Origin of the sequence: uncultured Maribacter sp. (assembly GCF_947495965.1) — a bacterium.
Classification (GTDB): domain Bacteria; phylum Bacteroidota; class Bacteroidia; order Flavobacteriales; family Flavobacteriaceae; genus Maribacter_B.
In genome coordinates, this window is record NZ_CANMBB010000002.1 from 418,069 (window position 1) to 432,698 (window position 14,630).

General features: G+C 32.5%; 14 protein-coding genes. 7 read left to right on the forward strand and 7 right to left on the reverse strand.

The genetic code is table 11. The annotated features are described in order from the left end of the window. Positions 1–187 precede the first annotated feature (187 nt). The 4 genes from Q0820_RS06250 to Q0820_RS06265 all read right to left on the reverse strand — a co-directional run bounded on the left by Q0820_RS06250 (position 188) and on the right by Q0820_RS06265 (position 5,416). Positions 188–2,146, reverse strand: a complete 1,959-nt coding sequence (locus tag Q0820_RS06250) for a cytochrome c biogenesis protein CcdA (protein ID WP_298486143.1) — start codon at positions 2,144–2,146, stop codon at positions 188–190. Then, positions 2,143–3,450 carry a tRNA lysidine(34) synthetase TilS gene (tilS, locus tag Q0820_RS06255; RefSeq protein ID WP_298486145.1) on the reverse strand — a complete coding sequence of 436 codons (1,308 nt, stop codon included), beginning with the start codon at positions 3,448–3,450 and terminating at the stop codon, positions 2,143–2,145. Before tilS ends, Q0820_RS06250 begins: the two co-directional genes overlap by 4 nt. 38 nt (positions 3,451–3,488) lie before the next feature. Next, positions 3,489–4,787 carry an anthranilate synthase component I family protein gene (locus Q0820_RS06260; protein ID WP_298486147.1) on the reverse strand — a complete coding sequence of 433 codons (1,299 nt, stop codon included), beginning with the start codon at positions 4,785–4,787 and terminating at the stop codon, positions 3,489–3,491. Positions 4,788–4,879: 92 nt separating this feature from the next. After that, on the reverse strand, positions 4,880–5,416 hold the full coding sequence (locus tag Q0820_RS06265; RefSeq protein WP_298486148.1) for an NAD(P)H-dependent oxidoreductase: 537 nt from the start codon (positions 5,414–5,416) through the stop codon (positions 4,880–4,882). A 130-nt stretch (positions 5,417–5,546) separates the two neighbouring features. Between Q0820_RS06265 and Q0820_RS06270 the strand changes: the two genes are divergently transcribed. After that, positions 5,547–6,731 carry a heparan-alpha-glucosaminide N-acetyltransferase domain-containing protein gene (locus Q0820_RS06270; RefSeq protein WP_298486149.1) on the forward strand — a complete coding sequence of 395 codons (1,185 nt, stop codon included), beginning with the start codon at positions 5,547–5,549 and terminating at the stop codon, positions 6,729–6,731. Here Q0820_RS06270 and mgrA read toward each other — a convergent pair. Next, positions 6,728–7,738, reverse strand: a complete 1,011-nt coding sequence (mgrA, locus tag Q0820_RS06275) for an L-glyceraldehyde 3-phosphate reductase (RefSeq protein ID WP_298486151.1) — start codon at positions 7,736–7,738, stop codon at positions 6,728–6,730. The genes Q0820_RS06270 and mgrA overlap by 4 nt on opposite strands. Positions 7,739–8,098: 360 nt before the next feature. Here mgrA and Q0820_RS06280 point away from each other — a divergent pair, with 360 nt between their 5' ends. Continuing rightward, on the forward strand, positions 8,099–8,326 hold the full coding sequence (locus tag Q0820_RS06280; RefSeq protein WP_121067037.1) for a CDGSH iron-sulfur domain-containing protein: 228 nt from the start codon (positions 8,099–8,101) through the stop codon (positions 8,324–8,326). A gap of 62 nt (positions 8,327–8,388) precedes the next feature. Here the strand turns inward: Q0820_RS06280 and lpdA are convergent, their stop codons facing one another. Together lpdA and Q0820_RS06290 are read right to left on the reverse strand one after the other, a co-directional pair. Continuing rightward, on the reverse strand, positions 8,389–9,795 hold the full coding sequence (lpdA, locus tag Q0820_RS06285; protein WP_298486153.1) for a dihydrolipoyl dehydrogenase: 1,407 nt from the start codon (positions 9,793–9,795) through the stop codon (positions 8,389–8,391). A gap of 51 nt (positions 9,796–9,846) precedes the next feature. Further along, a complete protein-coding gene (locus tag Q0820_RS06290) occupies positions 9,847–10,308 on the reverse strand; it encodes an Lrp/AsnC family transcriptional regulator (RefSeq protein WP_298486154.1) in 462 nt (153 codons plus the stop codon). Between the two features lie 154 nt (positions 10,309–10,462). Here Q0820_RS06290 and Q0820_RS06295 point away from each other — a divergent pair, with 154 nt between their 5' ends. From Q0820_RS06295 to Q0820_RS06315, 5 genes are all read left to right on the forward strand, one after another. Beyond that, positions 10,463–11,683, forward strand: coding sequence for an aminotransferase class I/II-fold pyridoxal phosphate-dependent enzyme (locus Q0820_RS06295; protein WP_298486156.1), 1,221 nt, complete (start codon positions 10,463–10,465; stop codon positions 11,681–11,683). 73 nt (positions 11,684–11,756) lie between these two features. Beyond that, positions 11,757–13,226, forward strand: coding sequence for a Na+/H+ antiporter NhaC (gene nhaC / locus Q0820_RS06300; protein ID WP_298486158.1), 1,470 nt, complete (start codon positions 11,757–11,759; stop codon positions 13,224–13,226). A 193-nt stretch (positions 13,227–13,419) separates the two neighbouring features. Continuing rightward, positions 13,420–14,064, forward strand: coding sequence for a peroxiredoxin (locus Q0820_RS06305; protein WP_298486159.1), 645 nt, complete (start codon positions 13,420–13,422; stop codon positions 14,062–14,064). Between the two features lie 13 nt (positions 14,065–14,077). Further along, positions 14,078–14,392 carry a thioredoxin family protein gene (locus Q0820_RS06310; RefSeq protein WP_298486161.1) on the forward strand — a complete coding sequence of 105 codons (315 nt, stop codon included), beginning with the start codon at positions 14,078–14,080 and terminating at the stop codon, positions 14,390–14,392. Next, complete coding sequence (locus Q0820_RS06315; protein WP_298486163.1) at positions 14,373–14,630, forward strand: hypothetical protein; 258 nt, start codon at positions 14,373–14,375, stop codon at positions 14,628–14,630. Before Q0820_RS06310 ends, Q0820_RS06315 begins: the two co-directional genes overlap by 20 nt.

Below are 14,630 nucleotides of genomic sequence, written 5' to 3' on the forward strand. Positions count from 1 at the left end.
AGCCGCTATGAATATATGATTTATTGACAAGAAGCTATAATACACTGATTAAATACTCTACAAATAGCACCATATAAAAAACTAAACCAAAAAATAACAATAACAGCACTGCTGCTTTTTTTAATCTTATCATTATAATACTACTTTTTATAGATAACGTAGTATTATTCCTACTTATTGTGTTTGTTTATTTAAAATTTTGTAATCCTTTTTTTAGCCATGCTTCATAAGTTGCACTATCTGAAGTTTGTATAGCGCTATTTAAAACTTCTAAATCTGGAGAAAGCAACACATAATATGGCTGAGAAGCTACATTAAAGTTTACATCTTGAAAAGTGCCCCATTTCTCCCCTATTGTTTCTATTGTTTTTACACGTCCAGAATCGTATTTAAATTTAAACTGGGATTCTTTTGGCAATTCTTTTCTATCATCTACATACAAAGAAATCAAAATATAATCTTCTTTAAGTAATTTAAACACTCCCGGCTCACTCCAGACGTTTTCTTCCATTTTCCTACAGTTAACACATGCCCAACCCGTAAAGTCTAGTAAAACAGGTTTATTTACTTTTTTAGCATGCATAAGACCCGCTTCAAAATCTTTAAAGCAATCTAACCCTAAAGGGCAATCGCTTTCTTGTTCAAAAACACTATAAAACTCTGGAGGAGGAAATCCGCTTAACAACTTTAAATTAATAACCTTAGCTGTTCCCAATACCAAATACCCCAAAAAAATAGCACTTACTATTCCCGCAACTTTTCTTCCTGTAGATAATTTTTGCTTAGGACCATCATGAGGGAATTTAAATATACCAAACAAGTATAAGGTTAATAGTAGTGAAAGAACTATCCATATTCCTAAAAATACCTCGCGTTTTAAGAATCCCCAATTCCCTACCAAATCTGCATTAGACAAAAACTTAAGCGCCAAACCTAATTCCAAAAATCCAAGAACGACCTTTACAGTAGTCATCCATCCGCCAGATTTAGGCAAAGAATTTAACCAAGCCGGAAACATTGCAAATAACATAAAAGGCAATGCTAATGCCACACCAAAACCTGTCATTCCCGCAGTTAAATTAGTAGCAACATCGCCATCTGCTAATGCAGTACTTCCTAAAAGCCCCCCTAAAATTGGTCCTGTGCAAGAAAAAGACACTATAGCCAATGTTACTGCCATAAAGAAAATTCCTAAAAACCCTCCTGTTTTGGTAGATGCACTGTCCATTTTATTAGCCCATGAACTTGGCAATGTTAACTCATAATACCCAAAAAAAGAAAAAGCAAAAAACACAAACACTATAAAAAATACTAAGTTTAACCACACATTAGTTGCTATAGTATTTAGTATTTGTGAGTCTACAGAATCGAATAAATGAAACGGTAAGCTTAACAAAAAGTATATTACAATAATAAAAAAACCATATAATAGCGCTCCTACTATTCCTTTAGATTTGTTTTGCGCGTGTTTTGTAAAAAAAGAAACCGTTAAAGGAATCATTGGAAAAACACATGGAGTTAACAAGGCTATTAAGCCTCCTATAAATCCTAAACCAAAAATCATCCAAAGGCTAGAAGTATCTGCACTAATAATAGCATCCTCTAAAATTTCTTTATTTTTTAAATCTAGTTTTAATGCCGATGTCATTGCTAAACTTCGCGCATCCACTGTTTCTTGAGTTTCTACAATAGTTTCTCCGCTTAATGAAAAAGCAAAATTTTCCTCCCTATTCATACAAACCTCTTTACATATCTGAAAAAAGAGCTCTACATTTATTTGAGTAAGAGACGGATTTATAACTTTTATTTTTTGAGTAAATACTGCTTTGTTTTTAAAAAAGGTTTCCTCCACTTCAAAAACGTCACTAAATTCTGTATAGGTTTTATTTTCAAAAGTCTCCCCTATTAATTCGTAGCCTTTACCTGAATTTACAAAAGTAACCTCGGTTTTTAAAGGGCCACCATCTGGAGTATGCTGCGAGTATATATGCCAATCTTTTGCTAAAGTACCTATAAGCACCAACTCATAATCCGTGTCATTTACTTTTTTTATCTCTTGTTTCCAGATTACCGGATTCTCCTCATCTTGTGCTAATCCAGAAAAAGCAGTAACTACCGATAACATTAATAGAAAAATATACTTCATTCTTTTATTTCAAATTTTAAAATATGTTTTGTTTCTGAGGTTATTTTAAAACGATTATCTGCTCGTTTACCAATTACCCAAACAATTTGATTATCACTACAAAGTAACCATTGGTTTTCTTTAGACAAAACATCTATCTTTTCATCTTTAAAAAATTTGGACAACTTTTTTTTCCCTTGCATACCAAAAGGATAAAAATAGTCGCCTTTTTTCCATTTCCTTATCGTTAAAGGATATTTTAACGTTTCTTTATCTACATAAAGCGTGTTTAAAGAGCGTTCTTCTATACTTTCTACTAAACTAATCGCCATTACTACCGGTTCCTTAGTAGCCTCCACACTTTCTTCAACAACAAATTCTTTATTTTGCATTTCTTCTATTGCTGTTAAAAGCAAATAATCTCTACTTTTAACTAGTCTATGGGTTTTAGAATGAATTTCTTTACCAGACATAGCATCTAATAAACCTGCTACATTTTCCCATTCCGTAAATCCGTAATCTTTAAAAAGACCATGCAAATACCCTTTTAAGGGATTTAGTTCTTTAAGCTTGTCTATAGAAATTTTATACCGATTGTTTTCTGACAAAAACAAATTTCTCTTTACCTCACTCAAAGCATTGTTTGCAATTGCTGCAGTTTGCTCTAAATAGTATTGGCTGTTTTTAAAATTATCTAAAAAAGTAGGATGCAACTCTTTTAACAAGGGAATTATTTGATGTCGTATTTTATTTCTTAAATACTTTGTATCTTCATTACTCTTATCTTCTCTCCATTCTAACATATTGGTTTGGGCATATACCATAATTTGGTCTTGAGAAAATGGAAGTAAAGGTCTTTTTATTACATCTGTGTTATATGGCATTCCTTTTAAACCATCTATACCTGAACCTCTAGAAAGGTTAATTATAAATGTTTCCAAATCATCATCTGCATGGTGTGCAGTAACCAAATATTTAATACCATTTTCTTGCTGTATCTTAGCAAACCAATCATATCTTAGCTCTCTAGCTGCCACTTGAATTGAAACTTTATTTAAAGAAGAGTAACTAACTGTTTTAAAATTAGTTGTATGTACTTTTTTACTTATACCTAATCCTAGATTTAAAACAAATTCTTCATCCTTATCACTTTCTTCTCCTCGCAATTTGAAATTACAATGCGCTAACTCAAAATCAAGGTTGGCATTAACACAAAGATGCGCCAAAACAACACTATCTATTCCTCCGCTACATGCCAAAAGAAACTTAGATGTTTTTAATTCTGGAAACGATTTTTTTATATGAGTGTTAAATAATTCTTGCACAATACAAAGGTACTAAAGTCTTTTTGCTAATCCATACTTTAGGTGCTTTCTAATACCTGACGCATTGCTTTAGCTTTTAAAAGACATTCTTCATACTCTTTTTCTGGAATTGCTTTTGCAGTTATTGCTCCACCCACAGCATAGGAAACATACTTTTGTGTAGCATTATAAAGAATACTCCTAATAATTACATTAAAATCAAAGTCTTCTTCTGGTGTAATATACCCTACAGCCCCGCTATAAACACCTCTTTTAAAAGATTCTAACTCCTCTATTATTTCCATTGCAGAAACTTTAGGCGCCCCTGTCATGCTTCCCATTGGAAAAGTTTCTTTTAACACCTCAACTATATTCTTGTCTTTCGGAATCTCTGCCGTGACTGTAGAAATCATTTGGTGCACTTGCTCAAAAGAAAACACCTTACAAAGCTCTTCGACCTTTACAGAGCCTTTGGTTGCACTTTTAGACAAATCATTACGCACTAAGTCTACAATCATTATATTCTCTGCTCTTTCCTTTTCATCTAAAGACAAACTATTTTTTAAGTCATTATCTTCTTTTTCATCTTTAGAACGTTTAGCCGTTCCTTTAATGGGCTGCGAGATAAGTTTACTTCCTTCTTTCTTTATATAACGCTCTGGAGAAGCAGAGAGCACAAACTTATCCTGAATCTTAAGATAGGTTGCAAACGGTGCTTTAGATATTACATTAAGCTTATTATATACTTTTAGAGGATGTATTTCCGTGTCTTCTGCATAAAACTCTTGACAAAAATTTGCTTCATAAATATCTCCTCTATGAATATATTCCAACATTTTATTCACCTTTCTAAAATACTCATCTTTAAAAATACGCAGCTTTATCTTTACGTCTTTAGAAGGTTCCTTTTTATCTTCTATTAACTTTATAGAATTTATATTATCAAAATCTTCTTGAATTTCATCATCTACCATATTCAGGTAAATAAACTCTGCGGTATCCCCTATTATTCTTATAATTTTTTTGGGCTGATAAAAATAAAGTTCTGGAAAAAGTAATCCATCATAATTACCTGAAGATAAACACTCTACATCATTCTTTAAATCATAAGACAAATAACCAAATAACCAATCTTTAGTAGCGGCTTGGTATTCTTTAAAATCTTCAAATGCATTAGCGGCATCTGTTACAAAAGCTGTTAAACCATCTACGGCTAATAAAGCGTCAAAAGAGTTATAATTAGATATATGCTTGTTACTATCTAACCAAGTAACCTCATCAAACTGCTGTGCCCATTGCAAAGCTGCCTTCTTAAATTGACTAATATTAGAAATAGCGTACGCTACTGTTTTTCTCAAATTTTAAGATATTTTACGCGATAATAGAGATTTAAATACTCCGACCTTGTTGTAATTAATACTCAATTACTTTTCATTAATTGATTCGTAACCTAAGCTAATTTACTTAAAAATAAAAGCAAAGCTTCTTGATGTTCTTTAGCAAGCGCTGCATTTGTAATTCCTTTTTTAGCATCAAAATTTACGTGAAACTCTGGCAAAGAAAAGGTAACCACTATTTCTGCTCCCATTCTAGGAAGTGAATTTTCTACTATATGTAATGCACCAATTGCGCCTCTTTTTCCTGGCGATGTAGCCATTAAAAACACTTTTTTACCCTCAAAACAATTACGCTCTAATCTAGAAAGCCAATCTAAAACATTTTTAAAATAAGCAGACGGATTTCCATTATGTTCATTCACAGAAATTATTACTCCATCAGCCTTTTGTATATCTTCTTTAAATTCTACTAATGAGTTAGAAAAACCATTTTCCCTCTCATAATCTTCACTATACATAGGAAAAGGGTAATTTGCCAAATTAAGTAATTGAACAGAATGTTCTTTTGCCAAAGCAACTGTATGCTTTACTAATTTATAATTAATTGATTCTGAAGAATTACTACCCGCAAATGCCAATATAGCTGCCATAGATATAGATTAAAGAGTTTATACAACGAAAATAAAGTAAATACGCTTTAATTGCGAGTTTTTTATATAATTTTGCCGCAATAAAAAACATAAACAATTGTTATTCAATAGAATAACATAATATAGACAAATGAATAAAAATAAGAAACGTCTTTACTTTATAGATGCCATGCGTGCATGGGCTATTCTTATGATGCTACAAGGGCATTTTATAGATGGTTTACTTGACCCTATATTTAGAGATGATTCTAATATTTTTTATTCTATCTGGAAATATTTTAGAGGTATTACCGCTCCAGTTTTCTTTACAGTATCTGGTTTTATTTTTACGTTTTTATTAATTAAAAGCCCCATACAAGGTTTTAAAAATCCTAGAGTAAAAAAAGGAATTATTCGTGGTTTACAATTAATTGGCATTGGGTATTTATTGCGAATCAACTTACTAGGACTTTTACATGGAGAAATATATGAAGCATTTTATGTAGTAGATGTATTACATTGTATTGGACTCTCCCTTCTTGGTATTTTAGCTTTATACTTAGTAACAATTAAGCAAAAAAAATACGTATTTCCTGTTCTTTTAGGATGCTTAGGAACCCTACTTTTTGCACTAGAGCCTATTTACGCTAAAGCTAGTTTTAGTTTTTTACCACAAGCAATGGCAAATTATTTTGCAAAATCAAGCGGTTCTGTTTTTACCATAATCCCATGGTTTGGCTATACCGCTCTTGGAGGATTAATTTCGGTTTTATTTAATAGATATAAAGAAAAAAGCACTTTTTACCCTATAGCCATAACCGGAAGTCTTTTACTTGGTTTAACCTTAATATTCTTTTCTTCGGAAGTATTTATGAGCATTCATAATACCACAGGAATTACTTTGTTTAAATCTATCCATTACAACAACTATCTTTTTATACGTTTTGGTGATGTATTGGTTGTTTTTTCCATTTTTATGTTGGTAAGGAATTTTTTAACTAATAAGACCGTAATTAATTTAGGACAAAGCACCCTGTCTATCTACATTATTCATTTCATAATTTTATATGGTAGTTTTACAGGTTTGGGTTTATACCGCTTTTTTAGTCACTCCGCTTCCCCTACAATAGTAATTCTTGGTGCAATACTATTTATGTTTACATGTTCTTATCTTGCGTTGCAATATGAAAAACAGAAAGGAAAGGTCACAAAAAGAGTTCGAGTATTTACTGCAAAAAAAATCCGAGCTATAGAACCCGGATTAATACTATTTACAAAACTAGTAAAATCTTATAGTTTTAAAGTCCTTAGACTTTTAGGTCTTTTAAAGAATTAAGAATTAGCATGTATAATATCCATTTCTTCTTTAGAAAAATCTAAATTATCTAGCGCCTTTACATTTTCTCTTAACTGGCCCGATGAACTAGCACCCACTAAAACAGAAGAAACTGCTGGCCTATTTAACAACCATGCTATCGCCATTTGAGAGAGTTTTTGCCCTCTTTTATCTGCTAATGCCGCCAAGTTTTTAATTTTCTCTAGATTAGCTTCTACCTGCTTCTTATCTAAATATGTAAAATTCTTAGCCGCCCTAGAATCTTCTGGAATACCGTTTACATATTTATTTGTAAGCATCCCTTGCGCTAATGGAGAGAAAGCAATACAACCTACTCCTTTATCATCTAGAGTATCCAAAAGTCCATCTTCTACCCATCTATCAAAAATAGAATACCTAGCCTGGTGCAGTATAAAAGGAACACGTAATTCCTTTAAAAGCGTTGCAGCTTCTGCCGTTTCTTTAGGCTGATAGTTAGATATACCAACATAAAGCGCTTTGCCTTGACGAACTATATCCGCTAGCGCAACCATAGTTTCTTCTAAAGGAGTGTCTGGATCTGGTCTATGGTGGTAAAAAATATCTACATAATCTAAGCCCATTCTTTTGAGACTCTGATCTATACTTGCCATTATATACTTTCTAGAACCTAAATTACCATAAGGTCCTGGCCACATATCATAACCTGCCTTAGATGCTATAAATAATTCATCTCTATAGGGTTTAAAATCTTTTTTATACAGCATACCAAAATTCTCCTCAGCAGAACCATATGGTGGTCCATAGTTATTTGCTAAATCAAAATGTGTAATACCTAAATCAAAAGCAGTTCTAAGAATTTCTCTTGCGTTATTCTGGTTATCTACAAAACCAAAGTTATGCCATAAACCTAAAGATATAGCTGGCAACAAAACACCACTCTTTCCACATCTATTATACTGCATGGTATTATACCTATTGGAATCTGCAACATACTCTGTTATACCTGATTTGTCATTTATCTGCATAATAATACCTTTCCTTATTTAATCGATAATCGAGATTTAAAAGCTCCTGAGCTTGCCTCGAAATCAAAAATTAATTTTAAATAACTACCCTTTGGGCTTAGCTCAAGACAGTTTGTTATTTTCAAAACCTTAAAGTTACATAGAAAAATGATATTTACTGAGTAAGATTTATGAACAAACGTTTTCATGTTAAAAACTTTTTTTACTTAATAATTGAGATTTAAATACTTCTATGTTTATTCTATGATAGCTTTCAATAATATTTTTATTTGGATTGATTTCAAATTAAAGCCTAAATGCTACCCATGTATTAGATTCCTCTATTTTTAGCGTTTCAACTAAAATAAAACAACTATTTACATGAGTGATAAAAAATTTACCCCCGTTAAATTAGCTTTAGAAAAAGACAAAAGATATGCTTGGTGCACCTGCGGACATTCCGAAACTAATGTGTTTTGCGATGGTTCTCATAAAAAACACGAAAAACCAGGCTCTTTAGTTTTCCAAGTAGAAGAAGACAAAGATGCTAGAATTTGCACTTGCAAACTCACCAGCAATCCTCCTTACTGTGATGGAAGTCATAAATAGCTAAAGCAAAAAAAATCCCGTCTAACTATTAGACGGGATTTTTTTACGACTTTTATTTTAAATTAAATATGTATTGGTCTGTCTTCTGTAGCAGCTAGCGCCGCTTCTTTTACAGCTTCTGCATACGTTGGGTGCGCATGACTCATACGAGCAATATCTTCTGCAGATGCACGGAATTCCATGGCTACTACAGCTTCAGAAATTAAATCTGCCACACGTGCTCCTACCATATGCACTCCTAAAACCTCATCGGTATTTTTATCGGCAATAATTTTTACAAATCCGTCAATATCCATACTTGCTCTTGCTCTACCTAAAGCACGCATAGGGAATTGCCCCACCTTATACGCTACACCAGCTTCCTTCAACTGCTCCTCTGTCTTACCAACCGCAGCAACTTCTGGCCAAGTATATACTACACCTGGAATAAGGTTATAATCTATATGTGGTTTTTGGCCTGCTAAAATTTCTGCCACTAAAGTTCCTTCTTCTTCCGCTTTGTGGGCTAGCATAGCTCCTTTTATAACATCACCAATTGCGTATATGTTAGATACATTGGTTTGCAAATGCTCGTTAACTGCAACTCTACCTCTTTCTTCTTGTTTAATTCCTGCTGCTTCTAAATTTAAGCCATCTGTATATGCATGGCGACCAACAGCTACCAAACAATAATCTCCTGTAAAAGTAACTTCTTCTCCTTTTTTATTATCGGCCTTAACCACTACTTCATTACCGTTACGCTCTACAGATTTTACTTTGTGCGATAATGCAAATTTTATTTTCTGCTTTTTAAGAACTTTTGTTAATTCTTTAGAACATGCTCCATCCATTCCTGGAATAATACGATCTAAATATTCAACAACTGTAACTTCTGCACCTAAACGCTTATATACTTGCCCCAATTCTAGACCAATTACACCACCACCTATTACAATCATATGTTTTGGCACTTCTTTTAATTTTAAAGCTTCGGTAGAAGTAATAACACGTTCTTTATCTATTTTAATAAAAGGTAAACTAGAAGGCTTAGAACCTGTTGCTATGATTGTATTTTTAGCTTGGATAGCCTCTACCGTACCATCTTCTTTTGTTATATTAATATTGGTAGCATCTTTAAAACTACCAATACCTTGAAAAACATCAATCTTATTCTTTTTCATTAAAAAATCAATCCCTCCAGTTGTTTGGTCTACAACTGCTTGTTTACGAGATATCATTTTTTCTAAATTCACCTTAACCTCTCCAGGAATTTCTATACCATGGGTATCAAAATGCTTTATAGCATCTTCATAATGATGCGAAGAATCTAATAATGCTTTAGACGGAATACAACCTACATTAAGACATGTACCACCAAGTGTGGCGTATTTTTCTATAATTGCAGTTTTCATTCCTAATTGCGCACAGCGTATTGCTGCAACATATCCTCCAGGGCCTGAACCGATAACGGCTACATCATATGAACTCATAAAATTGTATTGTTTTTATTCTTAAACAAAATTAGTGTTATTTTCTGATTTTTAAACATCAATTGCTGTTGTATGCTTAACTTCATTAATAATAAATGTGCTTTGTGTGCTTCCTATATTGGCAATTGCAGTTAATTTAGATACCATAAACCCACGATATGCTTCCATATCTTCTACATGAATTTTTAGAATATAATCATAATCTCCACTAACATGGTAACATTCTGCAATTTCCTCTAACTTTAATATTTCACGTTCAAATTGCAAAACATTATCCTTTGTATGTTGTATTAATTTCACATGACACAAAACTACAAATGCTTTATTTACCTTTTTCTTGTCTACTAAAGCTACATAATTAGTTACCACTTTGTTTTTTTCTAATCTCTTAATACGCTCATAAACAGCAGTTGTAGAAAGTCCTAGCTTATTTGCATACTCCTTATTAGTCTTTTTACTATCCTTTTGAAGCATAGCTAATAACTGTCTATCAATTTCATCAAACTTAAACATGTGATTTTTTCTAATTAAACAACAAATAAAGAATTAAATATTAAATATAAACTATAAAAATAATTTATTATAGTTTTATTTTCTATAAAAAATTAAAACTATTGATAAAAACACGGTGTATTTATATTTTTATAACATAAAAAATAATACAATTATGTCAGATAACGCTTCTAACAATTTACAGGACTTACAATATTTTGGAGAATATGGTGGAGTTAACCCTTCTATTTCCGACTCTTCTACCTATACTTTTATTTCTGCAAAAACAATGTTCGATACTTTTGAAGGAAACACCGAAGGCTGTTATTTATATAGCAGACACTCTTCCCCATCAAATTTATACCTTGGAGAAGCATTAGCTGCCATTGAAGGAACAGAAACTGCCAATGTAACTGCAAGCGGAATGGGCGCTATTACAGCTGTAATTTTACAACTTTGTGATACCACTGACCATATTGTTAGCAGCAGAACCATATATGGAGGTACTTATGCTTTTATGAAAAATTTTCTTAAAAAATTTGGAATCACTACTTCTTTCGTAGACATTACAGATATTGATGCTGTTGAAAAATCTATTACACCTAAAACAAAAATGATATACTGCGAAAGTGTTAGCAACCCTCTTTTAGAGGTTGCAGATATTAAAGCTCTTTCTAAATTGGCAAAAAAACACGGAATACCATTAGTAGTAGATAACACTTTTTCTCCGCTTACTATTGCACCAGCTAAATTAGGTGCAGATATTGTAATACACAGCTTAACTAAATTCATAAACGGAACTAGTGACTGTGTTGCCGGTGTGGTTTGCGGTACAAAAGACTTTTGTTTAGCTCTAAAAGATGTTAATAGCGGTGCCGGAATGTTATTAGGAAGCACATTAGATAGTCTTAGAGCATCCTCTATCCTAAAAAATATGCGAACATTACATATACGCATGCAAAAGCACAGTGAAAACGCAAAATATTTAGCAGAGAAATTTGAAGAAGACGGACTTAGAGTGGTATACCCTGGCTTACAATCGCACTCAGGACATGAAACTCTAAAAAAGCAAATGAATAGCAAATATGGCTTTGGAGGTCTACTTACTTTAGATGTTGGCTCCTTAGAAAATGCAAATGCACTTATGGAAATGATGCAAGACCAAAAACTTGGGTACCTAGCAGTGAGCTTAGGTTTTTACAAAACATTATTTAGCGCTCCTGGAACTTCTACTTCATCAGAAATACCAATGGAAGAACAAATAGAAATGGGATTAGGTGATGGACTAATACGGTTTTCTATAGGTTTAGATAACGACATAAAAAGGACTTATGAAATGATGAAAGCCTGCATGCTACAACTAAATATTTTAAAGAAAAATACGATTACTGTATAGAACAATCATCAAATTACCATTTGTAGAACTGTATTCAAAATCGTAATATTACAAGGAAATCAAATAAAGTTACATGCATAACAACAGCCTAAACCCAAATGGTCCTGAAAATGAAAATATTGTAGAAAATAAAGAACTAAACATTTGGGAAGCATTAATCCCTGTGGTTTTTTTAATGTCTTTGCTCGCATACAATATTTTTTTTGCAGATGGGGAATGGCTAGGGGAATATTCTAATCAATTTATCCTGTTAATAGGCGGTTTCTTTGCCGCTATAATTGGTTTATTTAATAAAACTAATTTAAAAACTATGGGAGAAGAAATTTTAGAGAACCTAAAAAGTGTTCTTATACCTATAATGATTTTATTTTTAGTTGGTGCACTAGCTGGTACATGGCTAGTAAGCGGCATTATACCTGCAATGGTTTATTATGGCCTTAAAGTTTTAAGCCCAGAAATATTTTTACCTGCATCTATAATAATATCTGCAATAATCTCTATTGCAACTGGTAGTTCATGGACCACTTCTGCTACTGTTGGTATTGCTCTAGTTGGTATTGGCACCGCTTTAGGAATTCCTTCTGGCATGATTGCTGGTGCTGTAATTTCTGGAGCATATTTTGGAGATAAAATGTCTCCTTTAAGTGACACTACTAATTTAGCACCTGCTATGGCGGGAACCGATTTATTTACCCATATAAAATATATGGCATACACTACAGTACCTACAATTATTTTAACACTACTTGTTTTTACTATTCTAAATTTAAATATTACCACATCTGGCGGTACAGATGTTAGTAGCTTATTAGCAACTATAGATACTACATTTAATATAACACCATACCTATTTATAGTACCTATTATTGTAATTGCCTTAATACTATTAAAAACAAAGCCATTAGTAGCTTTAGGAACTGGAGTTGCATTAGCAGGTGGTTTTGCCATATTTTTTCAGGTAGAAATATTAAACAGCTTATCAGAGTCTAATGTTACTGCCGTATTCAATGCAATTTTTACAGATACTTCTATTGTTACAGATAATGAAAAATTAAATGACTTATTTAGTTCGGGTGGTATGAAAGGCATGCTTTGGACCATATACCTTATTTGCTCTGCAATGGTATTTGGTGGTATAATGGATGCTATTGGGGCTTTAGCAAAAATCACAAGCGCTCTATTATCTATAGCAACAAGTGTTTTTGGACTCTTTGCCAGTACAGTAATAAGTTGCTTAGGTTTAAACACCATTGCAAGCGACCAATATTTAGCTCTTGTTATTCCTGGAAAAATGTTTAAAAAAGCATATGAAGATAAAAATCTTGCTCCAGAAAACCTTAGTAGAACTCTAGAGGATTCTGGCACTGTAACCTCTGTATTAATTCCATGGAATACATGCGGTGCCTATCAATCAGGAGTATTAGGAGTTGGCGTTGCAGAATATTTTATGTATGCTATGTTTAATTGGCTAAGTCCAATAACCACTCTTTTATTTGCTGCTTTTAATATTAAAATAAGAAAAATTATCTCCTCTAAAGCTTAAAAAGTAGGATACAGAATAAAAAAACCATTAAAAATTACGGCTTTATATTTTCACAACCGCTGAAAATTAACAAGTTACAAACAGCATTAGTAAATACTATTATTCAATTAGAATTTTTAATAGTTCCTACATTTTTTTTAGCAAGCTAAACTTTAAATTTGCAGCTTAAATTTAACAGCATAAAAAATTAAAAATGGCTATAGTAGGTAAAAAATTCCCGAATTTAGAAGTAAACGCAATGAACGAAATGGGCGATACATTTAAATTAAATGTATTAGAAGAAGCTCAAAAAAACAAGAAGAAAGTATTATTATTCTGGTACCCAAAAGATTTTACTTTTGTTTGCCCAACAGAATTACACGCTTTTCAGGCTGCATTAGGAGAGTTCGAAAAAAGAAACACACTGGTTATAGGTGCATCTTGTGATACTGCAGAAGTACACTTTGCATGGTTAAACACTGCCAAAGATAATGGTGGTATAGAAGGTGTTACTTACCCTTTATTAGCAGATAGCAATAGAAATTTAGCAGCAACTTTAGGCATCTTAGATGTTACTAATGAGCAATATAATGAAGAAACAGGTGTCGTAACTGTGGACGGAGACAATGTAACATACAGAGCTACATATTTAATAGATGAAGAAGGTACTGTTTTTCATGAAGGAGTAAACCACATGCCTGTTGGTAGAAATGTAAATGAGTTTTTACGTTTAGTAGATGCTTACACACACGTTCAGGAAAAAGGAGAAGTTTGTCCTGCAAACTGGGAAGAAGGTAAAGATGCTATGCAAGCAAACTCTAAAGGTACTGCAGAGTATTTAGCTACTCACGTAAACTAAAAACTACATAAGCATGTTACTAGAATTAGAAAAAGACAATTTAGCAGAAATTATTGCCGAAAATAATAATGTAGTGGTACAATATTCTGCTACTTGGTGTGGTAACTGCAGAATAATGAAACCAAAATTTAAAAAAGAAGCTTCTCTTAATGAAGAGGTTACTTTTATTTTGGCAGATGCAGAAAAATTTCCAGAGTCTAGAAAATTAGCAAACGTAGATAATTTACCAACTTTTGCAACTTTTGTAGATGGGAAATTTAAGAACCAGACACAGACCAATAAATATGATGTTTTAAAAGAACTTGTAAATGAAATTACCAGTAATTAAACACCTTACTAATTTTATTGAGGCTAATGACGAAGATTATATAGTAGAAACTATAGAAACTTTGGAAGACCTTACTGAGGTTTCTTCTCTAAAAGATGAAGAATTAGATGTAATTGGCGAACTAATTTCTAATATGTATGGTGCTTTAGAAGTAAGTAAAGCCGTAAGAGAAGGTAAACCAAAAAAGGAAGCATTAAATGAATTTATGCAACGTGTTGTGGGTGCTATAGACTCATAA